The organism is Neotamlana sargassicola (genome assembly GCF_020523965.1).
In the GTDB taxonomy this organism is placed as follows: domain Bacteria; phylum Bacteroidota; class Bacteroidia; order Flavobacteriales; family Flavobacteriaceae; genus Neotamlana; species Neotamlana sargassicola.
Genome location: NZ_JAJAPX010000003.1, coordinates 115,035 through 140,049, shown reverse-complemented (window position 1 = coordinate 140,049; position 25,015 = coordinate 115,035). Strand labels below are relative to the sequence as shown.

21 protein-coding genes and 1 other RNA gene are annotated in these 25,015 nt (G+C 32.5%); 8 read left to right on the top strand and 14 right to left on the bottom strand.

Going from position 1 to position 25,015, the window contains the following annotated elements; translation table 11 throughout:
* Nucleotides 1-6: 6 nt before the first annotated feature.
* The gene (gene gyrA, locus LG651_RS08575) at nt 7-2,565 is read right to left on the bottom strand and encodes a DNA gyrase subunit A (RefSeq protein WP_226695724.1); all 2,559 of its coding nucleotides are present in this window, start codon (nt 2,563-2,565) and stop codon (nt 7-9) included.
* A 260-nt stretch (nt 2,566-2,825) separates the two neighbouring features.
* Between gyrA and LG651_RS08570 the strand changes: the two genes are divergently transcribed.
* Nucleotides 2,826-5,375 carry an ATP-dependent Clp protease ATP-binding subunit gene (locus tag LG651_RS08570; RefSeq protein ID WP_226695723.1) on the top strand — a complete coding sequence of 850 codons (2,550 nt, stop codon included), beginning with the start codon at nt 2,826-2,828 and terminating at the stop codon, nt 5,373-5,375.
* Between the two features lie 77 nt (nt 5,376-5,452).
* Nucleotides 5,453-5,836, top strand: a complete 384-nt coding sequence (locus LG651_RS08565) for a hypothetical protein (protein ID WP_226695722.1) — start codon at nt 5,453-5,455, stop codon at nt 5,834-5,836.
* 7 nt (nt 5,837-5,843) lie between these two features.
* On the opposite strand, the gene LG651_RS08560 is transcribed toward LG651_RS08565, so the two are convergent.
* Both LG651_RS08560 and LG651_RS08555 read right to left on the bottom strand, forming a co-directional pair.
* Nucleotides 5,844-7,136, bottom strand: coding sequence for an MFS transporter (locus LG651_RS08560; protein ID WP_226695721.1), 1,293 nt, complete (start codon nt 7,134-7,136; stop codon nt 5,844-5,846).
* Nucleotides 7,137-7,200: 64 nt separating this feature from the next.
* A complete protein-coding gene (locus tag LG651_RS08555; protein ID WP_226695720.1) occupies nt 7,201-8,034 on the bottom strand; it encodes a M48 family metallopeptidase in 834 nt (277 codons plus the stop codon).
* A gap of 159 nt (nt 8,035-8,193) precedes the next feature.
* Between LG651_RS08555 and msrB the strand changes: the two genes are divergently transcribed.
* On the top strand, nt 8,194-8,670 hold the full coding sequence (msrB, locus tag LG651_RS08550; protein WP_226695719.1) for a peptide-methionine (R)-S-oxide reductase MsrB: 477 nt from the start codon (nt 8,194-8,196) through the stop codon (nt 8,668-8,670).
* Between the two features lie 51 nt (nt 8,671-8,721).
* Entirely contained in the window at nt 8,722-9,273 is a 552-nt protein-coding gene (locus tag LG651_RS08545) for a DUF1572 family protein (protein WP_226695718.1), read from the top strand.
* A gap of 3 nt (nt 9,274-9,276) precedes the next feature.
* On the opposite strand, the gene LG651_RS08540 is transcribed toward LG651_RS08545, so the two are convergent.
* On the bottom strand, nt 9,277-10,560 hold the full coding sequence (locus LG651_RS08540; RefSeq protein ID WP_226695717.1) for an NAD(P)/FAD-dependent oxidoreductase: 1,284 nt from the start codon (nt 10,558-10,560) through the stop codon (nt 9,277-9,279).
* Between the two features lie 107 nt (nt 10,561-10,667).
* Here LG651_RS08540 and lpdA point away from each other — a divergent pair, with 107 nt between their 5' ends.
* A complete protein-coding gene (lpdA, locus tag LG651_RS08535; protein WP_226695716.1) occupies nt 10,668-12,044 on the top strand; it encodes a dihydrolipoyl dehydrogenase in 1,377 nt (458 codons plus the stop codon).
* Between the two features lie 361 nt (nt 12,045-12,405).
* Here the strand turns inward: lpdA and LG651_RS08530 are convergent, their stop codons facing one another.
* From LG651_RS08530 to aroQ, 4 genes are all read right to left on the bottom strand, one after another.
* The gene (locus LG651_RS08530) at nt 12,406-13,218 is read right to left on the bottom strand and encodes a mechanosensitive ion channel family protein (protein ID WP_226695715.1); all 813 of its coding nucleotides are present in this window, start codon (nt 13,216-13,218) and stop codon (nt 12,406-12,408) included.
* A 20-nt stretch (nt 13,219-13,238) separates the two neighbouring features.
* On the bottom strand, nt 13,239-13,376 hold the full coding sequence (locus tag LG651_RS08525) for a hypothetical protein (protein ID WP_226695714.1): 138 nt from the start codon (nt 13,374-13,376) through the stop codon (nt 13,239-13,241).
* Nucleotides 13,377-13,444: 68 nt separating this feature from the next.
* The gene (locus LG651_RS08520) at nt 13,445-14,017 is read right to left on the bottom strand and encodes an RNA polymerase sigma factor (protein WP_226540011.1); all 573 of its coding nucleotides are present in this window, start codon (nt 14,015-14,017) and stop codon (nt 13,445-13,447) included.
* A 65-nt stretch (nt 14,018-14,082) separates the two neighbouring features.
* Nucleotides 14,083-14,502, bottom strand: coding sequence for a type II 3-dehydroquinate dehydratase (gene aroQ / locus LG651_RS08515; RefSeq protein WP_226540009.1), 420 nt, complete (start codon nt 14,500-14,502; stop codon nt 14,083-14,085).
* A 69-nt stretch (nt 14,503-14,571) separates the two neighbouring features.
* Between aroQ and xerD the strand changes: the two genes are divergently transcribed.
* Nucleotides 14,572-15,471 carry a site-specific tyrosine recombinase XerD gene (gene xerD, locus LG651_RS08510; protein ID WP_226695713.1) on the top strand — a complete coding sequence of 300 codons (900 nt, stop codon included), beginning with the start codon at nt 14,572-14,574 and terminating at the stop codon, nt 15,469-15,471.
* A 98-nt stretch (nt 15,472-15,569) separates the two neighbouring features.
* Here the strand turns inward: xerD and rny are convergent, their stop codons facing one another.
* From rny to LG651_RS08490, 4 genes are all read right to left on the bottom strand, one after another.
* Entirely contained in the window at nt 15,570-17,144 is a 1,575-nt protein-coding gene (rny, locus tag LG651_RS08505) for a ribonuclease Y (RefSeq protein ID WP_226695712.1), read from the bottom strand.
* 58 nt (nt 17,145-17,202) lie between these two features.
* A non-coding RNA gene (gene ssrS / locus LG651_RS08500) (6S RNA) lies at nt 17,203-17,327 on the bottom strand.
* A gap of 54 nt (nt 17,328-17,381) precedes the next feature.
* Nucleotides 17,382-17,675, bottom strand: coding sequence for a cell division protein ZapA (locus LG651_RS08495; protein WP_226695711.1), 294 nt, complete (start codon nt 17,673-17,675; stop codon nt 17,382-17,384).
* Nucleotides 17,676-17,687: 12 nt separating this feature from the next.
* Nucleotides 17,688-17,978, bottom strand: coding sequence for a hypothetical protein (locus LG651_RS08490; protein WP_226695710.1), 291 nt, complete (start codon nt 17,976-17,978; stop codon nt 17,688-17,690).
* A 174-nt stretch (nt 17,979-18,152) separates the two neighbouring features.
* On the opposite strand from LG651_RS08490, the gene LG651_RS08485 reads away from it, so the two are divergent.
* A complete protein-coding gene (locus tag LG651_RS08485; RefSeq protein WP_226695709.1) occupies nt 18,153-19,841 on the top strand; it encodes a M23 family metallopeptidase in 1,689 nt (562 codons plus the stop codon).
* Nucleotides 19,842-19,853: 12 nt separating this feature from the next.
* Nucleotides 19,854-22,316: a TonB-dependent receptor gene (locus LG651_RS08480; protein WP_226695708.1), complete on the top strand. Its 2,463-nt coding sequence runs from the start codon at nt 19,854-19,856 to the stop codon at nt 22,314-22,316.
* Between the two features lie 6 nt (nt 22,317-22,322).
* On the opposite strand, the gene LG651_RS08475 is transcribed toward LG651_RS08480, so the two are convergent.
* The gene (locus LG651_RS08475) at nt 22,323-23,768 is read right to left on the bottom strand and encodes a hypothetical protein (protein ID WP_226695707.1); all 1,446 of its coding nucleotides are present in this window, start codon (nt 23,766-23,768) and stop codon (nt 22,323-22,325) included.
* Nucleotides 23,769-23,858: 90 nt separating this feature from the next.
* The gene (locus tag LG651_RS08470; RefSeq protein ID WP_226696040.1) at nt 23,859-24,998 is read right to left on the bottom strand and encodes a cysteine desulfurase family protein; all 1,140 of its coding nucleotides are present in this window, start codon (nt 24,996-24,998) and stop codon (nt 23,859-23,861) included.
* Nucleotides 24,999-25,015: the final 17 nt, after the last annotated feature.

The following is a 25,015-nucleotide window of genomic DNA, read 5'->3' as shown; positions in this document are numbered from 1 at the left end:
TAATGTTTATTCTTCGGTTGATGAATTATCAAGAGTTGTGCCATCTTGAACTTCTCCTGTATTCTCTATTCCTTCTGCATTTTCATCTTCTACAACTTCATCTTCATCATGCATAACTTTAGCAACAGCAGCAATAGAATCTTTACCTTTTAGATTTATAAGTTTAACGCCTTGTGTTGCCCTACCCATTGTACGTAAATTTTCAACAGCTAGACGTATAGCGATACCAGATTTATTGATAATCATTAAATCATCGTTATCTGTTACACTTTTTATAGCTACTAAATCGCCTGTTTTTTCGCTAATAGATATGGTTTTAACCCCTTTACCTCCACGGTTTGTTATACGGTAAACTGCTTCTCCATCTTCTGGATCATCAATAAATGTACGTTTTCCGTAACCGTTTTCTGTTACGACTAAAACTGTTTCTTCTTGCGGATTTTCTACGGTTACCATACCAATAACCTCATCCTTATCGTGGGCTAAAGTTATACCTCTTACCCCAGAAGCACCACGCCCCATTGGCCTAGTTTTAGCTTCCTCAAAACGAATTGCTTTACCCGATTTAAGTGCTAACATAACTTGACTGTTACCTGTAGTTAATTTAGCTTCAAGTAACTCATCGTTATCTTTAATCGTAATGGCGTTAATACCGTTGGTACGTGGACGCGAATACTGCTCTAGAGCAGTTTTCTTTACTTGTCCGTTTTTAGTAGCCATAATTACATAATGACTGTTTATGTAATCTTCATCTTTTAAATCTTGAGTACAAATAAAGGCCATTACCTTATCGTCTTGTTCAATATTTATAAGGTTTTGTATAGCTCTTCCCTTTGAGGTTTTACTGCCTTCTGGTATTTCGTAAACACGCATCCAGAAACATTTTCCTTTTTGGGTAAAGAATAACATATATTGATGGTTTGTACCCACGAATAAATGCTCTAAGAAATCTTCATTTCTAGTTGTTGATGCTTTTTGACCAACACCACCTCTATTTTGTGTTTTATATTCGTTAAGCGAAGTACGTTTAATATAACCTGCATGAGAAATTGTAATAACTACTTTTTCGTTAGGAATCATATCTTCAATACTCAAGCTTCCGCCTGCATATTCGATAACCGAGCGACGCTCGTCTCCATACTTATCTCTTACAATGGTTAATTCTTCTTTTATAATGTCCATTCTGCGCTCTTTCTTTGCAAGAATGTCTTTTAAATCTTCAATGGTTTTCATCAACTCTTCGTACTCTGTGCGCAATTTATCTTGCTCTAGTCCTGTAAGTTGACGTAATCTCATTTCTACAATAGCACGTGCTTGAATTTCGGTTAACTCAAAACGTTCTATTAATTTATTTCTGGCTTCATCTGCATTTGACGAGGCACGAATAAGCGCAATTACTTCATCTATATTATCTGATGCAATAATTAAACCTTCTAAAATATGTGCGCGTTCTTCCGCTTTACGTAATTCGTATTGAGTACGCCTAGTAACAACCTCATGCCTGTGCTCTACAAAATAATGTATAAGTTCCTTTAGGTTTAATAACTGCGGACGCCCGTTTACTAAAGCAATATTATTTACACTAAAAGATGACTGTAAAGCTGTGTATTTGTAAAGTTTATTTAATACAATATTTGGTATTGCATCACGCTTTAAAACATAAACTACGCGCATACCATTTCTATCGGACTCATCGCGAATAGTTGATATTCCTTCTAGTTTTTTGTCGTTAACTAAATCAGCCGTCTTTTTAATCATATCGGCTTTGTTAACTTGGTAAGGTATTTCGGTAACTATTATACACTCTCTTCCATTTACCTCTTCAATAACAGCTTTTCCGCGCATTACAATTCGTCCGCGGCCAGTTTCAAAAGCTTCTTTAACCCCATCGTACCCATAAATGGTTCCTCCGGTAGGAAAATCTGGAGCTTTTATATGCTGCATTAATTCGCTTATTTCAATATCGGTATTATCAATATAAGCAATGGTTCCATCAACAACTTCGGTTAAGTTATGAGGTGGCATATTTGTAGCCATACCAACGGCAATACCAGAGGCTCCATTAACCAATAACGTTGGTATTTTGGTTGGTAAAACGGTTGGTTCTTTATATTCGTCAGAGAAATTTAACTTATGGTCTACAGTATCTTTATCGATATCTGCCAACATGTCCTCCGAAATTTTTTGCATTCTAGCTTCGGTATAACGCATTGCTGCAGGGTTATCACCATCAATAGAACCATAATTTCCTTGTCCATCTACCAATAAGTATCGTAAACTCCAATCCTGCGCCATACGCACCATAGTATCGTAAACCGATGAGTCTCCATGTGGGTGATATTTACCTAACACTTCACCTACTATAGTTGCCGATTTTTTATAAGCTACATTCGATCTAACTCCTAAAGTATGCATACCGTAAAGTACACGACGGTGTACTGGCTTAAATCCATCTCTTACATCTGGTAACGCACGTGACACAATGACCGACATTGAATAATCAATGTAAGCCGATTTCATCTCATCTTCTATGTTAATAGGGATGAGTTTTTCTCCTTCTGCCATATATAATTTAATTTAATTTTATCTCAATTTCAAAACGTGCTAATATAAGTATTTCATTAGTTTTAATAAGCTATAAAGGCTCTTTTTTACCTTTTTTTTATTAACAATTATAATCCTAATTTTGGTTAATAAGTATCTCGTTAAAGATTTTGATTATTTCAATAATTTTTCGTCAATTAGCCACAAACAGACATTTTTAGGTATAGTTTTTGCCTTTAGTAAAATGTTTTATTATTTTTAATGCAGAAAGGACACAAGATATGGATGATAATTTTTCACCAAGAGTAAAGGATGTAATCGCATTTAGTAAAGAAGAAGCTTTGCGTTTGGGACACGATTTTATAGGTACCGAACATTTAATGCTTGGTTTACTTCGCGATGGCAATGGTAAAGCAATAAATATTTTAAATGCCCTAGATATTGATTTAAATCATTTAAGACGTAAAGTTGAAATTTTAAGTCCGGCAAACCCAAGTATTTCTGTTGCTTCAAACCAAAAAAAGAATTTACATTTAACAAGACAAGCAGAACGTGCTTTAAAAACAACATTTCTAGAGGCTAAGCTTTTCCAGAGTACTTCTATTAATACCGCACACTTGCTACTTTGTATTTTACGAAACGAAAACGACCCAACTACCAAACTTTTAAATAAGTTAAAAGTTGACTACGACAATGTTAAAGAACAATTTAAATTTATGATTACAAATAATGACAACAATTATATAGAACCTAAATCAGAGTCTTTTCAAGACGATGATACGGCTTCTGGCGACGATGGTTCTAAAGATGTATTTAATACCCCATCAAACAAGTCTAATAAAAAATCTAAAACCCCTGTTTTAGATAACTTTGGCCGCGATTTAACAGCTTTAGCCGAAGATGGTAAATTAGATCCTGTTGTTGGTCGAGAAAAAGAAATTGAACGCGTATCTCAGGTTTTAAGTAGACGAAAGAAAAACAATCCGTTATTAATTGGTGAACCTGGTGTTGGTAAATCTGCCATTGCCGAAGGCTTAGCGCTTAGAATTGTAAAACGAAAAGTATCGCGCATTTTATTTAACAAACGCGTTGTTACTCTAGATTTAGCAAGTTTAGTTGCTGGTACTAAATATCGTGGACAGTTTGAAGAACGCATGAAAGCCGTAATGAACGAACTTGAAAAAAATGACGACGTTATTTTATTTATCGATGAAATTCATACTATTGTTGGCGCCGGTGGAGCTACGGGAAGTTTAGATGCTTCAAATATGTTTAAACCTGCATTAGCAAGAGGTGAAATTCAATGTATTGGAGCTACTACACTTGATGAATACAGACAATACATAGAAAAAGATGGTGCTTTAGAGCGTCGTTTTCAAAAAGTAATTGTAGAGCCTACAAGTGTTGAAGAAACTATTGAAATATTAAACAACATTAAAGGTAAATACGAAGAACACCATAACGTTGATTACACACCAGAAGCCATTGAAGCCTGTGTAAAATTAACTAATAGATATATGTCTGAGCGATTTTTACCAGACAAAGCTATTGATGCCTTAGATGAAGCAGGATCTCGTGTTCACATAACTAACATTGATGTTCCTAAACAAATTATTGAGTTAGAAAAGCAGCTTGAAGATATAAAAGAACTTAAAAACGCCGTCGTTCGTAAACAAAAATATGAAGAAGCTGCGCGTTTAAGAGATGATGAAAAACGTTTAGAAAAAGAATTATCTATAGCTCAAGAAAAATGGGAAGAAGACACGAAACAACATCGTGAAATTGTAACCGAAGATAATGTAGCTGATGTTATTTCAATGATGACGGGCGTACCTGTTAACCGTATTGCACAAACCGAAATTAACAAACTTGCCGAATTACCAAATCTTATAAAAGGCAAAGTAATTGGTCAAGATGATGCTGTTGCTAAAGTGGTTAAAGCCATACAGCGTAACCGCGCAGGGTTAAAAGACCCTAACAAGCCTATTGGCTCTTTCATATTCTTAGGGCAAACAGGTGTTGGTAAAACCCAATTAGCCAAAATACTATCACGTGAATTATTTGATAGTGAAGATTCTCTTGTTAGAATAGATATGAGTGAATACATGGAAAAATTTGCAATTTCCAGATTAGTGGGTGCTCCTCCAGGATACGTTGGTTACGAAGAAGGTGGACAATTAACAGAAAAAGTACGCAGAAAACCTTACGCTGTTGTGCTTTTAGATGAAATTGAAAAAGCACATCCAGATGTATTTAATATGTTGCTTCAAGTTTTAGATGATGGCTATTTAACGGATAGCTTAGGTAGAAAAATTGATTTTAGAAACACTATAATAATAATGACCTCGAATATTGGTGCTAGAAAATTAAAAGACTTTGGTACAGGTATTGGTTTTGGTACAGCATCACAAAAAGCGCAAGAAGCCGAAAATGCAAGAGGTGTTATAGAAAATTCGTTAAAAAAATCGTTTGCTCCAGAGTTCTTGAACAGAATTGATGACGTAATTGTATTTAATGCTTTAGAAAAAGAAGACATAAGTAAAATTATTGATATTGAGTTAAAGAAACTATTAAGCAGAATTAATGGCTTAGGTTATAATTTAACATTAACCGATGCTGCCAAAGATTTCATAGCCGATAAAGGTTTTGATAAACAATACGGAGCAAGACCTTTAAAAAGAGCTATACAAAAGTATGTTGAAGATACTTTAGCTGAAGAAATTGTTGCCTCTAATTTACAGGAAGGCGATGGCATAAAATTAGATTTTGATGAAAACAAGGACGAATTAGTCATTTCTATTGATAAAGCTAAAAAATCTACAGAATCATAACAAAGTCTTAAATTATAATTCTATGTAAGCCCAAAAGTGTACTTTTGGGCTTTTTTCTTACAGATAAATTATGATTTATGATAAAAGCCCTAGATCTTGAAATAGGAACAGTAAAAATTTATAAAAGCCATTTAATAGTTGAAATAAATGAAGGTGAGACTATTACAGAAGTATCAAATAATATTTTAATAGATATTGCTGATGCATACTACCCTATAAAACCTTTTGTTTATATTACTAACAGAGTAAATTCTTATGCTGTAAATCCAGAGGTTTACGCTAAAACTTCTAAAATACCAAACTTAGCTGGGTTTTCTGTTGTATCAACAAGCAATTTATCTATAAATAATGCCGAAGTAGAAAAATTATTTATAAATAAACCTTTTGAAATTTTTACAGACCTTAACGAAGCTATTATTTGGGCTGAAAATATTGTAACTAAATATAATAAAATTATTTAAAATTAACTTATTCACTTTTAGGCACACGTAAAAGCAAAACAATACCTATTAAAAAGAATACAAATAAAAATAAAATACCGTTACGCATGCTTCCTGTAATTTGGTCTATAAAGGCAAAAATTATCATACCAATTACTATTCCTATTTTTTCTGCAACATCGTAAAAACTGAAATATGAAGTTGAATCTTCGGTTTCTGGCAAAAACTTAGAATAAGTAGATCGAGATAAAGATTGAATACCTCCCATTACTAACCCAACAATACTGGCTGCAATATAAAATTGAACAGGCGTTTTCATAAAAAAAGCATAAAAACATAAACTCATCCAAATTAGATTTATAAAAATGAGTGTTTTTATATTTCCAAATTTAGATGACGCTTTTGATGTTAAAAATGCACCTAAAATGGCAACAAGTTGAATAATTAAAATACTTCCAATTAGTCCGGTTGTTTTCGCATCGTCGTTACTCCAAGCAATTTCTTCTTCACCAAAATAAACTGCAACCAACATAATGGTTTGTACCGCCATACTAAACACAAAAAAAGCATATAAGTATCGTTTTAATCTTAAGTTTTGTTTAAGTTGTTTCCATACTTGTTTTAACTCTTTTAAGCCATTAAATAATATTGCTTTAGTTATTTTATGCCCCGATGAAACACCTTTTGGTAACCAATAAAAACTGTATTGACTAAAACCAATCCACCAAATACCTACCGTTATAAAAGAATAACGCATCATATCCATTTTTGCGCCACCGTCCTCTTGACTCATTACCATCGCTAAATTAACGATAAGTAATATAACGCTACCAAAATAGCCTAATGAAAACCCTTTGGCGCTTATACTATCCTGTTGTTCCTCAAAAGCAATATCAGGTAAATACGAATTATAAAACACTAAACTTCCCCAATAGCCTATTAAACCCATAAAATAAAAAAGAACGCTTAAATAAATCCTATCTAAACTAAACCAGTACAACCCAATACAACCTGCACCACCTAGATAACAAAAGAATTTCATAAAATTCTTTTTATTTCCTACATAATCTGCAATTCCAGATAAAATAGGCGATGTAAAAGCAACTACTAAAAATGTAAAAGCAGTTACAAAAGTTATTAAAGCTGTGCTTTTAAATTCTATACCAAAAGCTTCAATAGTTTTAATTTCTGATATAAATAATGCTGAATAAAATATTGGGAAAATTGAAGAGGCAATAGTTAAAGTGTAAACCGAGTTTGCCCAATCGTAAAAGGCCCAAGCGTTTAAAAGTTTTTCACTTCCTTTTTTAAGTGTTGTCATAATAAATAAAAAAAGCTGTCAATGTATTTTATTGACAGCTTCTAAAGTAATTAAATATTTTAAACTAAAAGTCTCCTAACGGTCTAAATGAAGATACTCCGTATTTTTCTGCTTCTTTTTTAGCATGAGGTGATAAAGATTTTAAGTTTGCTATTCTAGAATCGTTACTTGGGTGAGTGCTTAAAAACTCTGGAGTAGATTGTCCTCCACTATGTGCTTTCATACGTTCCCATAGCACTGAAGCTTCATCTGGATTATACCCTGCAATTGCCATTAAATAAATGCCAATTTTATCTGCTTCAGTTTCATGACTTCTGCTAAAAGGTAACATACCTGCCACATTAGATACTACACCAAAAGATTGATTAAATATACTTAAAGCTTGTTGGTCGCTTGATAAAGCCACATTACCTGCAACAGCTAAACCTTGTTGTAAATAAGCAGCACTCATACGTTGTTGCCCGTGGTTTGCTAATGCATGAGCTACTTCGTGCCCCATTATGGCAGCAACACCTGTTTCGTTATCTGCAATTGGCAAAATACCTGTATAAAAAGCAATTTTTCCTCCTGGCATACACCAAGCGTTAACTTGCTCAGACTCTATTAATTTATATTCCCATTTATAATCGTTTAAATAGCCTTCAAAACCATTTGCTGTTAAATAACGTTCTGCAGCAACTGCTATACGTTGCCCTACTCTAGTTATCATTTCAGATTGAGAGGTTCCTGTAATAACTTTGCTTTCTGTTAACACCTGATTGTATTGTGAAAACGATGATGGAAACAACTGGTCGTTAGAAACAAAAGCCATTGTTTTTTTACCTGTAAACGGATTGGTAGCACAGGAAATTATTAAAAAAAGTATCCCTACTGCTATTAATATTTTTTTAGTGTTCATTATTATATGGTTTTAATAGATTATAAAAATAGTAAATCAATGTCGTATTTTATGACACAATTTAACTTAATTAGTCACAACTTAAATTAAACATAAAATTATTAGTTTAAGCTGTTATTTTGTAAACATATATACGACTTAACTTAAAAAATAATTTACATGAAAAAGATATTATTCATTTTTTCAACCTTGCTAATATTTAACTGTAAAGGCGAATCGCAAAACAAAAACTCTAAAGAAACTTTTAAGGTTACTAAAACAGAAGCTGAATGGAAAGCTCAGTTAACAGACATGGAATTTTATGTATTAAGACAAGCTGGAACGGAGCGCGCTTTTAGTAGCGAGTTAAACAAAAATAAAGAAGAAGGCACCTATGTTTGCAAAGGTTGTAATACGCCTTTATTTGAAAGCCAACACAAGTTTAATTCTGGTACTGGTTGGCCTAGTTTTGATAGAGAAATTAAAGGTAATGTAGCTTTTTCTACAGATTATAAAATTGGTTATGCTAGAACTGAAGAACACTGTGCGGTTTGTGGCGGGCATTTAGGTCATGTTTTTAATGATGGCCCCCGAGATACCACAGGAAAACGTCATTGTATAAATGGTGCTGCCTTAAAATTTATACCAAAAGAATAGCTTTATAACGTTTTACTTGTTAATTTTCAATATTATATAAAAATATATGATATGGAAAGTTACCTAACAAGTATTATAAAACAATTTGAATATTATAAAAGTTTAGGCGATAAAACCCTTGAACAATTAACATTCGAGGATACGCAATGGCAAAGCCATGAAAACGCCAATAGCATTGCCGTAATAGTTAAACATTTGTCTGGTAATATGTTAAGCCGTTGGACAAATTTTTTAACTGAAGATGGTGAAAAGGCATGGCGTAATAGAGATGAAGAGTTTATCGATTCCTTTACATCTTTTAAAGCTTTAGTTGCAGCTTGGGAAAGTGGCTGGTCTTGTTTATTTAAAGCCATTTCTTCTTTAAATGAAACCAATCTAAATGAAATAATTTACATAAGAAACGGTGGTCACACAGTAATTGAAGCTATAAATAGACAACTAGCGCATTACAGTTATCATATTGGGCAAATTGTTTTTCTTGGAAAACTGTTAAAGGGTTACGAATGGAAATCTCTATCTATTCCAAAAGGCGATTCAAAAACATATAATGCTTCAAAGTTTAGTCAAGAAAAAGAAAATCGTCATTTTACCGACGATTTATAAAAACTATTCAATGTTTCTATTTTTAAACGGACGTATAATAAGTCGTGCTTCTCTATCAAAACGAATATAGTTGTAAACCCAATTTATAAAAACCACCATGCGGTTTCTAAAACCAATTAAAAAGAATAAGTGTACAAACATCCAAACAAACCAAGCAAAAACGCCTTGAAATTTAAATTTCTTTAAATCTACAACCGCTTTATTTCTTCCTATTGTTGCCATTGCGCCCTTATCTGTGTATTCAAAAGGCTTCATAGGTTTATTTTCAACAAGTTTTATTAAGTTATCACCTAATTGTTCGCCTTGTTGTATTGCTGGTTGCGCCATCATTGGTAATCCATGAGGGAAATCTTCAGTTTTCATACAAGCTACATCGCCAACTGCAAAAATATTATCAAACCCTTTTACTTGGTTAAATTCATTTACAACCATTCGGTTTCCTCTGGTTATAAAATCTTCACTATTTAAACCTTTTATAGTTTCACCTTTTACACCCGCTGCCCAAACAACTGTTTTAGCATTTAGCAACAGTTCGCCATTTGTGGTTACGGTTTCACCATCATAGTTTGTTACACGAACATTTTTCCAGATATTTACACCTAGTTTCTCTAAAAAATCTTCTGCCTTTTTCGAGGCATTCTCGCTCATTCCTTTTAAAATACGATCTCCCGATTGAATAATATGAATTTGCGCCATTCGCGTATCTAAATCTGGGTAATCTTTAGGTAAAATGCCTTTTTTAATTTCGGCTAATGCACCGGCTAGCTCTACCCCGGTGGGGCCACCACCAACAATAACAAAATTCATTAAGGCGTTGCGTTCGTTTAAATCTGAAGTTAACAGCGCATCTTCAAAGTTTTCCAGAATTAAACTTCTTAAATTTAGCGATTGCGGTATGGTTTTCATAGCCATACTGTTTTTCTCTATTTCAGTATTTCCAAAATAGTTTGTAACCGATCCAGATGCAACAACTAAATAATCAAAATCTAAATCTCCTATATTGGTTATTACGCGTTCGTTTTCGGTATCAATTTCTTCAACATTAGCCAATCTAAAATAAAAGTTAGGAAAATTTTGTAATACCTTACGTATTGGATATGCAATAGAATCTGGCTCTAACCCTCCAGTTGAAACTTGATATAACAGTGGTTGAAACGTATGGTAATTATGTTTATCCAATAAAACAACTTGCGCTTCTTGTTTTGCTAATTTTTTTGCTAGTGCAACACCAGCAAAACCACCTCCGATAATTACAACTCTTGGGAAACTCGTTTTGGGAATATTCATAAATTAAATCTTTCGATACAAATGTAAGATTAAAGATATAAAATTAAAGCCTTCTAAATTCATTATTAAAAATCGATTTCGTAAATTCGTACTCTAAAATTTAACAAATGAATAAATACGATATTATTGTTCTTGGTAGTGGACCAGGAGGTTACGTTACTGCTATTAGAGCATCTCAACTAGGTTTTAAAACCGCTATTATTGAAAAAGAAAATCTTGGAGGTGTTTGTTTAAATTGGGGTTGTATCCCTACAAAAGCTTTATTAAAATCTGCTCAAGTATTTGAATACTTAAAGCACGCTGAAGATTACGGTTTAAACGTAAAAGAAGCTTCGCATGATTTTGATGCTGTTGTAAAACGCAGTCGTGGTGTTGCAGATGGTATGAGCAAAGGTGTTCAGTTTTTAATGAAGAAGAACAAAATAGACGTTATTAATGGTTATGGTAAAATAAAGCCAGGTAAAAAAGTAGATGTTGATGGAACTGAATATAGTGCCGATAACATTATTATTGCTACTGGTGCTCGTTCTAGAGAATTACCAAGCTTACCACAAGATGGTAAAAAAGTAATTGGTTACCGCGAAGCTATGAGTTTACCAAAACAACCTAAGAAAATGATTGTTGTAGGTTCTGGTGCTATTGGTGTAGAGTTTGCATATTTCTACAACTCTATGGGAACCGAAGTAACTATTGTTGAATATTTACCAAATATTGTTCCTGTTGAAGACGAAGACGTATCGAAACAAGTAGAGCGTTCGTTTAAAAAGAATGGTGTAAAAATTATGACATCGGCCGAAGTAACAAGTGTAGATACTTCTGGAGATGGTGTAAAAGCTACCGTAAAAACTAAAAAAGGCGAAGAAATTCTTGAAGCCGATATTATTTTAAGTGCTGTTGGTATTAAAACTAATATTGAAAACATAGGATTAGAAGATGTTGGAATTGTAGTTGATAGAGATAAAATTTTAGTTAACGATTTTTACCAAACTAATATTCCTGGTTATTTTGCTATTGGCGATGTTACACCTGGCGCTGCTTTAGCTCACGTAGCTTCTGCTGAAGGTATTATTTGTGTTGAAAAATTAGCTGGAATGCATGTTGAAGCTTTAGACTATGGTAATATACCTGGTTGTACTTATTGTACTCCTGAAATTGCATCAGTTGGTTTAACAGAAAAAGCGGCAAGAGAAAAAGGATTAGATATTAAAGTTGGAAAATTCCCATTCTCTGCATCTGGTAAAGCAAGTGCTGGCGGAAACAAAGAAGGTTTTGTAAAAGTAATTTTTGATGCTAAATATGGCGAATGGTTAGGTTGCCATATGGTTGGTGCAGCCGTAACAGATATGATTGCTGAAGCCGTTGTTGCAAGAAAATTAGAAACTACTGGACATGAAATTTTAAAAGCTGTTCACCCTCACCCAACCATGAGTGAAGCGGTTATGGAAGCTGTAGCTGATGCTTACGACGAGTGTATACACATATAAATTAAAATTATGTTTTTATAAAAAAAAGGCTCAATGTAAATATTGAGCCTTTTTGTATTGTTGCAATTAAGAAATTAACCATAACCATCTCTAACCAAACCATAACAATATAATTGCAACATAAGTTAAAACCATAAGCAATTTGGGGCTAAAAACATTATTTCCCTCTTTTAATGTTTTTAATTTTTTGCTTATTCGATTCTTTCAATAATTTACTGGAATAATAGTAACGAACCGTCATTACAACAATAAAAACAATTTGTAAACTAATAATAACAAGTGCGAATTTATTTATCATCTTATAAATTATTCAAACGAATCTTTATTATAAGACACAGCACTTTTTAAAAGGTCACAATTTTTATTCTAAAATTTCAATTTTTTTATTGGAAATGTATTTTATTGGGTAGACTACTTTTTTATCGGCGAAACGAATTACCATGCTAATACTCTCAATAGCAATAATAACGCCTTCTTCTCCGTCTATAGAAACTCTTTGGCCTACTTTAAAATTCTTTTTAGAATAAAATCCTAAAAGTAAACGTAAAATAATATCGCGAGAACCTAAACCAAAAGCTATTGTAAAGGCTGCTAGTACAGCACCTAATATTAAAAATATATTTTTTGTAATAATCTCGGTATCTAAACCTGCTTGATTTAATGCTAATATAGACACCATTAAAGCTACAAGAATAAAAACCACTTGACTAATGGCTTTAGAACCTCCAACATCTACAGCCTTTAATAACGACCGAATAGATTCTTTTAAATAGTTAGCTCCATAAATACCAAAAACAAAAATGGCTAATGCTGTAAATATTTTTGGTAAAAAGTTTATTAGTTTACTTACTTCGTTACTTATAAAACTTAATCCTAAAAAATCTGAACCTATTATTAAAAAAATGAGTATTAAAAACCATTTTACAAATATTAATATAACTTTATCTAGTTGTATATTAAAATTAGACCCGAATAAAGGCGTTTCGTTTAACTTTTCAGATAGTACATCTATCTTTGTAAATTTTAAAGATTTTTTTACAACAAACATAACCGCTTTAAGTATTAACCATGCTGCAATAATTAAGGCTATGGCTAATAATAACTTTGGCAATGCATTGTAAACATTGTTACCTATAGTTTCTAGAAGTGTAAAATCTAGCTTAATTGTATTCATTGTAAAGGGTTATTATGGGTTTAATTAATTTGTTTTTTATCTTCATTAAAATCATCCTCATCATCATTTTTTAAAAAATCGGTAACAGCATCAGGGTATTTAATTACCATCAAATCTGTAAAATCTAAAGCTAGTTTTACAATATCAATATCATTCATTACCCTTTCTTTGATAATGTCTGGTAGCTTTTCATTATGTATTACTTTTTTAAACGGATTTTCCATAATCAAAAGTCATTATAAATTTTAACTAATCGTTCTTTGGCTCTACTTAAGCGCATTTTAACAGCGCTTTTACCAATACCTAAAGCGTTTTGAATATCTTCAATAGATAAATCGTCTTGATATTTCATAAACAAAATCATTTTATCATTGGGATTTATTAGCTCTAAACTTTTTTGAAGTTTATCGGCTTTCATGCTAAAAATAACTTCTTCATCAATTTCTTCAACCTCTTTAGAGTAATTTCCTAAATCATCGGCTATTAAAAATTTATCTCTGCGCTTTTTTTGTTCGCGCTGCACATAATTAACACAATGATTATAGGTAAATGAGTAAACCCATGTTGAGAATTTAGATTTGAAATTAAACATTTTTAACTTAACAAAAAGCTTCACAAAAATGTCGTGGGCTAAATCTTGAGCTTCTTCTTTGTTTTTAACAAAACTAAGGCACTTATGGTAAACAGTTTCTGAATACCTATCGTAGATAACAGAAAACAATTCGGCACTTTTTGATTGAATGATTAAAGCTACAAGCTTTTCATCTTCTAAGGATTTATCTATCTTTAATTCTTCCAATGCAAAAATAAGGTTCAATTACATTGTGACACAGTATAGTTAACTGAGTCACATAAATATACGGTTTAATCTAAAAAGCTTTTTATTGCCAATTCGTAGCTTAACATGCCAAAACCTAAAATTACACCTTTTGCATTTGGTGAAATATAAGATTGATGCCTGAACGATTCGCGGCCAAAAGTGTTAGAAATATGTACTTCTACAACAGGAGTTTCTATACCTTTAATGGCGTCGCCCAAACCTATAGAAGTATGCGTGTAAGCACCAGCATTTAATATAACTCCATCAAAACTAAAACCTACTTCATGCAACTTATTTATAAGCTCCCCTTCTACGTTAGATTGGTAATAACTAATCTCAACCTTAGGGAATTTAGACTTTAAATCCTCTAAATAATCTTCAAAGGTTAAACTACCGTAAATTTCGGGTTCGCGTTTACCCAATAAGTTTAAATTTGGTCCGTTAATTATGATAAGTTTTTTCATAAAGTAAATGTAAAAAATTTGAAATTATTCAACATACCTTCTAAACAGATATTTTAGTAATTTTGAAGAATGAAATGGCAAGCAGCTTTAAAGGATTATAAAACGTATTTAAAAATTGAACGTGGATTATCGGAAAATTCTATTGAAAGTTATGCTCTAGACATTTTAAAACTTATTCAATATTTAAAAGCTAATAATATTGAAATTTCTCCTGTAAATATTAATACAGAAACCGTGCAACGTTGTGTTTATGAAACCGCAAAACAATTAAACGCACGTTCTCAATCGCGCTTTATTTCTGGATTAAGAAGCTTTTTTAGCTATTTAGTTTTTGAAGATTATCGCGAAACCAACCCTGTAGATTTAATTGAATCGCCAAAAATTGGACGAAAACTACCCGATACACTTTCTGAAGAAGAAATTGATAACCTAATAAAAGCCATAGATTTAAGTAAACCTGAAGGTGAACGCAATCGTGCCATGTTAGAAACATTATATGGTTGCGGACTGCGAGTTAGTGAATTAATAAACTTAAAATTATCTGATTTATTTTTTGAAGAAGGCTTTATTAAAGTAACAGGCAAAGGCGACAAACAACGTTTTGTACCCATAGTTAATGCAACACAAAAATATATTAACATATATATAAAACACATTAGAAATCATCAAAAAATACAATCGGGTTTTGAAGATACTCTGTTTTTAAACAGACGCGGCAGGCAATTAACACGGGCTATGGTTTTTACCATTATTAAAAATTTAGCAAAAGCTATAGATTTAAAAAAGAATGTTTCTCCACATACCTTTAGGCATTCTTTTGCCACTCATTTATTAGAAAATGACGCCGACCTGCGTTCCATACAACTTATGCTAGGTCATGAAAGTATAACTACCACCGAAATTTATGTGCATTTAGACAAAAGCCATTTAACTAAAGTTATTGAAGAATTTCACCCAAGAAATCACTAAAACAAAAAATCCAAATTCAAATGTTTATGAATTTGGATTTTTATTTTTTATACACTGAAACAGTAAATTATTAATTACCGCTCAAACGAATCATAATATTATTTTGCAATATTTACCGCTCTTGTTTCTCTAATAACAGTAACTTTTACTTGCCCAGGATACGTCATATCTGTTTGTACTTTTTGAGATATGTTAAACGATAAATCCGCAGCTTTTTGGTCGTCTACTTTTTCACTTTCTACTATAACACGTAGTTCTCTACCTGCTTGTATAGCATAAGCTTTTTTAACTCCATTAAAACCAAAAGCAATATCTTCTAAATCTTTTAAACGTTGTATGTAGCTATCTAAAACTTGGCGTCTTGCACCTGGACGTGCACCAGAAATAGCATCACAAACTTGAATAATAGGCGCTAATAACGATTTCATTTCAATTTCGTCGTGGTGTGCTCCAATTGCATTACAAACATCTGGCTTTTCACCAAATTTTTCTGCCCATTGCATACCTAAAATAGCGTGAGGCGTTTCCATGTCTGCTTCCGCATCTGGCACTTTACCAATATCATGAAGTAAACCAGCTCGTTTAGCTAATTTAGGATTTATGCCCAATTCTGCCGCCATAACACCACAAAGTTTAGCAACTTCACGTGAGTGTTGTAATAAGTTTTGCCCGTAAGATGAGCGGTATTTCATTCTACCAACCATTTTTATAAGTTCCGGATTTAAGTTGTGTATACCCAAATCTATAACGGTACGCTTTCCTACTTCTATAATTTCTTGCTCAATTTGTTTTCTGGTTTTTCTAACCACTTCTTCAATTCTTGCAGGGTGAATTCTTCCATCGGTTACTAATCGGTGTAACGATAAACGTGCTACTTCACGACGTACAGAATCGAAGCATGATAAAATAATAGCTTCAGGTGTATCATCAACTATAATTTCTACTCCTGTTGCAGCTTCAATAGCTCGAATATTTCGCCCTTCACGTCCAATAATTCTACCTTTAACATCATCAGATTCTATATTAAAAACAGATACACAATTGTCTACCGCTTCTTCAGTTCCAATGCGTTGTATGGTGTTAATAATAATTTTCTTAGCTTCCTGTTCGGCAGTTAGTTTAGCTTCTTCAAGTGAGCTTTGTATAAATGCCATAGCATCATTTTTGGCTTCTCCTTTTAAAGATTCTACCAACTGCTCTTTTGCCTCTTCTGCTGAAAGACTTGAAATAACTTCAAGTTGTTGTACTTGGTTTTTGTGAAGTCTATCTATTTCTTCTTGACGCTTATCTAAAACATCTAAGCGGTAATTGTAATCTTTGATTTTATCTTCAAGACTTTGACTAAGTTTTTTATTCTTAGATAATTCACTTGAAACTTGAGACTCTTTATCTCGTGTACGTTTTTCGGCCTCTGCCATTTTTTTATCGCGAGATAAAATAACCTTTTCATGCTCGCTTTTAAGTTCAATAAACTTTTCTTTGGCTTGTAATATTTTATCTTTTTTAATATTCTCGCCATCATTTTTTGCATCTTTTAATATTAAAGAAGCCGATTTTTTTGCCTCTTTAATAATTTGAGAAGCCTTATTTTTTTCTAATATTTTTGCAATTATAAAGCCAATTACAAGGCCTGCTACTACACCACCTACCACAAATATGATTAAGTTATCCATCGTTAATTTTTGAAAATTTATATATAAAAAAAGCCTGCATCGGTATAAAGTTTTGTATAAACTCCTTAAAAACAAGTTTAGGGCTAACAAGCTGATCAAGGGTCTGCTCGAGATACCATAAATGGCACTAGCAGCATGCTTTTACAACTTAAACTCACCCTTTTTAAAGAATTAACGTTGAGTTTATCAAAAAAAATAACCAATACAGGCAGTAACTTTTGTTTATTTTAAAGAACGTTAAGATTGTAAATAATTGTCTAACAAATTATTTAAAGCATTTAGTTTTTGTTCTGTATGCTCGTTTACAATCGTATTATCTATAGATTTCTGTTCTACTTGAGTCGCAAACTGTAAGGCACACATGGCCAAAACATCTTGTTTATCTCGAACAGAATAACTTTGCTCAAATTGTTTTATTAAAACATCAATGTTTTTTGCTGCTTTTCGCAAACCTTCTTCTTGACTTGGGTCAATTGTTAAAGGATAAACTCTATCTCCAATAGATAGCTTTATTTTAAGCTTTTTTGACATTGATTATTTTGCTTAGTCTGATAGTTGACCTATACAATGGTCTATCTCTCGGATTAATGCGTTTATTTTAAGCTTAGTTTCTCTTTTATTCTCGTCACTACCAAGTATTGCATTTGTAATTTTTAAAGCTTCATATTTTTCTTCCCAATTTGCTAATTGCTCTTTTTGAGTTAAAATTTGTTGCTTCGAAGCTTCTAAATCATTGCTTAATTTAAAATTTTCCTGCTTTAAAAGCTCTAGTTGATGTAATACTTTGTTTATTTTGTTTTCTAACGAAACTACAATATCTTCAATATTACTCATTTACAAAATTCAATACTTATCTAACAAAGTTAACATACCTAGTTAAATTTTACAATTGTTTTTTAATAAAATTTTAAATGATGCGTTTATTATTAAAAAAAGTTGAATTTTCCTTATTTTTAAACTGCTTTGTGTTTTTCATCCCAAATATTTACTTTAGCCTAATAATTTGCTATGAAATTAATCCTGTCCCTTTTCTTTATTTACCCTCTCGTCTTTTTTGCGCAAAATCCTTACCCGCAAGATTATTTTGGCAATCCTTTAAAAATTCCAATAATTTTATCTGGTACTTTTGCTGAGTTACGATCTAATCATTTTCATTCGGGTTTAGACATAAAAACTCAAGGGCGAACAGGACTGCATGTAGTCGCTTCTGCCAATGGCTTTGTGAGCCGTATAAAAGTGTCGCATTTTGGATATGGCAAAGCTTTATACATTACGCATCCAAACGGTTATGTTACTGTTTATGCACACTTACAAAAATTTGCTCCAGAAATTGAAGCCTATGTAAAAAAACATCAATACGAACAAGAATCGTACGAAATTGAGTTGTTTCCAAAAGCCGGAGAGTTACTTGTTACAAAAGGTGAATTAGTTGCGTACAGTGGAAATACCGGTGGTTCTGGTGGCCCACATTTACATTACGAAATTAGAAATAAAGCAGAACACCCAATTAATCCTATGCTCTTTGGTATTGATGTTAAGGACTCTTCTTACCCTCTAGTTCATTCAATTTATGCTTACCCACTAAGTGAAGATGCCATAATAAACAAATCGAACAAAAAACAGAAATTAAAACTTATTCCGTTAAAAAATGGAGATTATGCAGTTGAAAACATTGAGGCCATTGGCGTAATTGGTTTTGGCATAGAAACAATTGATAGACAAGATTTTGCCACAAATTCAAACGGCGTTTACAACATTCAAACTGTATTTAACGGAAATAGAAATTTTGAAATTGATTTTAGTAAATTTTCTTTTGATGAAACTAGAAATCTTAATCAGCTTATAGATTATGAACACTATATTAATAATCGAGATCGCATCCAGAAACTATTTATAAAGAATAACACCCTAAGTTTATACAAAAATGTTGAAAATAACGGCTTTTTAACCATTAAGGATAGTACCTATGCTGTTTACAAAATAAGAGTTGCAGACTACAAAAATAATGAAGCCTGGGTTACCATTAATATAAAAGGTACAAAACAAGAACTACTAAACAAACAAACATTAAAAACGACACCTTATTTTATTAATGCTTCCCAAACTACTAATTTAAAAAAGGATATTGTTTCTGTTAACTTTAAACCTTATACCTTTTATAAAGACTTTTATTTAGATTTTAATGTGAAAAACGACACGTTAATATTGCATGAAAATATTTTACCCACAAAAAAAAGTTTTAGCTTACATTTTAACGTTAGCCGATATAAAAAAGCCGATCAAAACAAATTATATATCGCACGTTTAATTGGAGATAAAAAAAATGTTCCAATCTACACATCAACAAAACACGAAACAAATCAATTAATTGCACATACCAAAGTATTAGGTACTTATACTTTAGCAACAGATACCATTGCCCCAAAAATAAAAGCGACTAACTTTAAAAACAAGCAATGGATTAGCGATTACAGATTTTTAAAATTAAACATACAAGATAAAGAGTCTGGTATTAAAAGCTATCGCGCTACCCTAAACGATAAATGGATTTTAATGGAATATGAATACAAACAAAATTTACTAGCCTTCGATTTTAACGATCTAAATATAAAAGAAACCAATAATAAATTAAAAGTGATTGTTACCGATAATGTTGGAAATAGTTCTACTTTTGAAGCTACATTATACAGAAAATAAATTCGCCAACCATTGAAATTTAAACATTTATTTTTTACTACTCTATTTTTACTGTTTTCAGTTAATATTTTTGCTCAAACTGCAATTGTAAAGGGTATTATATTAGATGAAAATAACCTACCCATTGAAAATGTAAATATAAAAACAGCTAACTACGGTACACAAACCAACGCTAATGGTTTTTACTTACTAAAAATACCAGCAAATAAAAATATAACGCTAACCTTTACGCACCTTTCTCATAAAAAAGTAACCAGTACGTTTAACTTAAAAAATGCAGAAGAAACCGAATTTAACCCTGTAATGAGCACAACTATTGAGCAAATTGCAGCCGTTGTAGTTACCAATACTAGCCGTAAAGCCATTGAAGGTGTTGTAACCTTAAAACCCGAAACAATTCGTAATATTCCCGGTGCCAATGCTGGTGTAGAAAACTTGTTAATGACTTTACCTGGTGTGAGTAACAATAATGAATTGAGCACACAATATTCGGTTCGTGGTGGAAATTACGACGAAAATTTAGTTTATGTAAACAGCATTGAAGTATATCGACCGTTTTTAATTCGTTCTGGGCAACAAGAAGGATTGAGTTTCGTAAATACAAATTTGGTACAAAATGTTGATTTTTCGGCAGGCGGATTTCAAGCCAAATACGGCGACAAATTGTCTTCTGTGTTAGATATAACCTATAAAACACCTTACGAATTTGAAGCTAATGCCGACTTAAGTTTATTAGGGGCAAGTGTATCGGTAGAAAACACAAGTAAAAACAATAAATTTTCGAGTATTGTAGGTTTACGATATCGAGATAATAGTTTACTTGTTGATGCTAAAGAAACAGAAACTAATTTTAATCCAGTTTTTGCTGATGCTCAAGGCTTTTTTACTTATAAATTTTCTAGTAAATTCCATTTAAGTTTTTTAGGAAATGCTTCGTTAAATAAATATAACTACCAACCACAAACCAGACAAACGAATTTTGGTACTCTTACCGACCCTATTGCTTTATTAGTTTTTTACGACGGACAGGAAAAAGATCAATACCAAACACTTTTTGGAGCTTTTAAAGGTTCTTATTTTGTAAACGATAAGTTAAATTTACATTTAACCGCATCAACATATCATACTACAGAAGAAGAGTATTTCGATATTTTGGCGCAATACAGACTTGGTGAAGTTAACTCAAATATCGGCGATGAAAATTTAGGTGAAGTAGAATTTAGCGAAGGTGTTGGTAGCCAATTAAATCATGGAAGAAACGATTTAGATGCATTAATTACAAATATTGAACACAAAGGCGATTTAAATATAAAAGGGCACAGAATTGAATGGGCCTTAAAATATACCAACGAAGACATTCGAGACCGGTTAGTAGAATGGGAAGTCATTGATTCTGCAGGATTTTCTATTCGTCCACCAAAAACCACTCCAATAAACGAGCAACCATACACACCCTACACAGGACCTTTAGAGCCATATCAAAACGTTCGCGCCACCAACAACACTTCAATAAACCGTTTTCAAGCCTATGCACAATGGAGCAAGCGGAGCACCATTGGCAATAGCGAGGTTTGGTACAATGCTGGATTAAGAGCGCATAATTGGACTGTAAGTGGCGAAGGATTATCAACGCATACCCAAACTGTTTATAGCCCAAGAGCACAATTTGCCATAAAACCAGATTGGGAAAAAGACATGTTGTTTAGATTGGCCGGGGGCTTATACTATCAACCGCCATTTTATAGGGAGCTTAGAGATTCGAATGGTGAAGTGCAACCTAATGTTAAAGCTCAAAAGTCATTTCATGTGGTTTTAGGAAATGATTATAGTTTCAAAATGTGGGACCGCCCTTTTAAGCTTACCACAGAAATGTATTATAAAGGGTTAAGCGATGTTAACACCTATACCTTAGAAAATGTACGTATTCGATACAGAGCGAATAACGATGCAAAAGCCTACGCTTATGGTTTAGATATGCGCTTAAATGGTGAATTTGTTCCGGGTACAGAATCATGGTTTAGTTTTGGTTATTTAAAAACCGAAGAAAACTTGGACAATCGTGGCTATATTGCCAGACCAACAGACCAACGCTTAAAGTTTGCTGCCTTGTTTCAAGATTATGTTCCAACCTTACCTAACTTAAAGGTTTACTTAAACTTAGTTTATAACACTGGATTGCCAGGTGGATCACCAAGTTATGCCGATCCTTATGTATATCAAAATCGTTTACCTGATTATAAACGTGCCGATTTAGGTTTACAATATGTTTTGGTAGATAACCAAAAACAATTTAATAAAGGATGGAAAAAGCCCTTTAAAGAGCTATCATTTGGATTCGAAATTTTTAATATGTTCGATGTTCAAAACTCTATAACGAATACTTGGGTGCGCGATGTTTACACCAAAACACAATACGCAATTCCTAACTATTTAACACCTCGTGTTTTTAATGTAAGAACACGAATGCGGTTTTAATTTACACTAATTAATACTTAAATTTTCAGAGAATATAACTAACGTATCAGAACCAACACCTGTTAGGCGTCGAACATAAATTTCTATTTCATCCAGATAAACAAGTTCTATATTAGCATTTAATGATACGTTTTGAATTTGATCATTATTATCAATCCGAATTAAAGCTCTCGATTCGTTTATAACAGTACCATTTTTAGCTATAAAGAAAGCATAAAAATCGCCAGAAGCACTTCCTACTCTAACTGACAAAGAAGCATTAATTTGAAATTTTCTATCCTTTGCTCCGTCGTAAATTAATGTATTTCCTATAACGTTCGAATCAAACCGAAGTAAATTATTTGCAGTAAAAGTACCTGTTCCTTGAACTGGAAAGTCAATTCCATTTGCTGCAATAGTCTGAGAGAATCCCGTTGTCACAGGTCCGTCATAATAAAAATTACCTGAAGCAACTCCATCGGTTTCAACCGGTATACCTGGGCTATTTACATCCCAATCTCTCGTAAAATTATATCCGGTGTAAGGGGAACTACCATTAATGTAATTTCCTCCTCCATAAAAATCTACAATACGTATAGAATACCCCCCAGTAGTTGATGTAATACCGGTTACATCTATGGCAGCCGTGGCTCCAATAACTTCACTAAAACCTCCTTGTTTGGTTATAACATCAAAGTTACCTGTAAAAGTTTCGTAAATTCCACCGTTAGTTCCATTCCAACCTAAAGTATTTAATAACAACTTATTAATATTGGTATAAACTATACCTGAAGTATTACCTAAAAATTGAGCAGTACTAATAAAAACTAGGTTAAAATTTGAAATTGCTCCTACGCTACCAGAGCTCGCTACAAAAGAATCTCGAAATATTAAGTTTTCTGCTCCTGTACCATTTAAATTAAACACAGCCCCCGAAGTTATTAGTGTAAGGTTTCTAATAGAGCCTCCTGTAGCACCAGAGAAAATAGTACCTGTACCTATAAGTACATCTTCATTTGTATCTTCGCCAGCTATATAAGCATCATTTAAATTTATAGGAAAAGCTAAATTAATAGTTCCATTTATTTCGTAATAGGTATTTGAGGTAAGTTGATATTCTATACCACCACCCGCTGCAAGCTCATCAGCTAAATCGGCCACACTTTTTACTAGTTTATAATTATCTCTCATAACGGCACCTTCCAATTTAACCCAATTAGTTGCAGTTGCATCGTAATAATAAAATGCATCTTCGTTGGTATCAAACACTAAAAGTCCCTCGGCAGGTGTTGCTATCGCCAAACGCTGCGCAGTAGTCATTCTAGGTGTTAAAACACCTTGGGTTGTAGATTCTATATCTAAAATAGAAGAAGCATCGGGTGTAGTTGTTCCAATTCCAACTTGTGCATCTACTTTTAAGGAAAGTAAAAGTAGTACCGATAGAGATATTAAAAGGTGTAATTGTTTCTTCATAACTTAGTTTATTTGAAATAATCAACATTACTAAGTTAAAGATTTTTCACACGATAGTGAAATAATGAAAGATTTTTAACATAATATGCATCAGTATAATTCTTTCAATACTTCAACTACATAATCTATTTCATCTTTTGTATTGTATTTACTAAATGAGAATCTTAATGAAGGTTTTTGCAATTCCGATTCATTCAAAATTTCGGTTAAAACATGCGACTTTTTTTCACTTCCGCTTTGGCATGCACTTCCCCTTGAGCAAGCTATACCTTTTAAATCTAGTTGAAATAAAATCATATTCGATTTTTCTGCTAAATAGGGTAACTGTACATTTAATATAGTGTATGCACTATTATTTAAATTGCTACTAGTGCCGTTAAAATCGACGTTTGGTATTTTATTTTGTAATTGCTCTATAAAATATTGTTTCAAGTCTGTGATGTAATTTGCAGTACTTTCTAAGTTTTCAAAAGCGATTTTTAAAGCCGTTTCCATACCAATAATATTATGTAAACTTTCTGTACCGGCACGCAAACCCCGCTCTTGCTCGCCACCTATTATAATAGGTTTTAAATTTGAATTTTTTCTAATAAAAGCAAATCCTACACCTTTTGGACCGTGAAATTTATGCGCAGAAGCAACAATAAAATCAACAGCTATTTCTTTTAAATTAAGTTTATAATTACCTACAGACTGAACCGCATCGCTGTGAAATAAAACATCATTTTTTTTACACAAATTAGCAACCCTTTGTAAATTTAAAACATTGCCTATTTCGTTGTTTATATGCATTAAACTAACCAAAGTTTTAGCTTTGGTTTGCATTAATGTTTCAAGATGATTTAAATTTATATCACCACTTGTTTCTAGTTTTACATAACTTACTTTTACACCATAATTTTCATGTAACATGTTAACCGTATTTAAAACAGCATGATGTTCTATTTTCGATGTAATAATATGTGTTACATTTAAATTATTAACAGCGCTTTGTAATATTAAATTATTCGATTCTGTTCCGCCAGAAGTAAATATAATTTCACCAGGCTCTGCATTTAAATGTTTGGCTATTGCATTTCTCGATTTTTCTAATAAAACTTTAGATGATCTCCCAAAACTGTGCGTAGATGATGGGTTGCCAAAATTATTTTTTAAAACTTCAGACATGGCATTCACCACTTCATCATGTACTTTTGTGGTTGCTGCATTATCAAAATAAACTTTTTTAATCATCTAAATAAACGTTT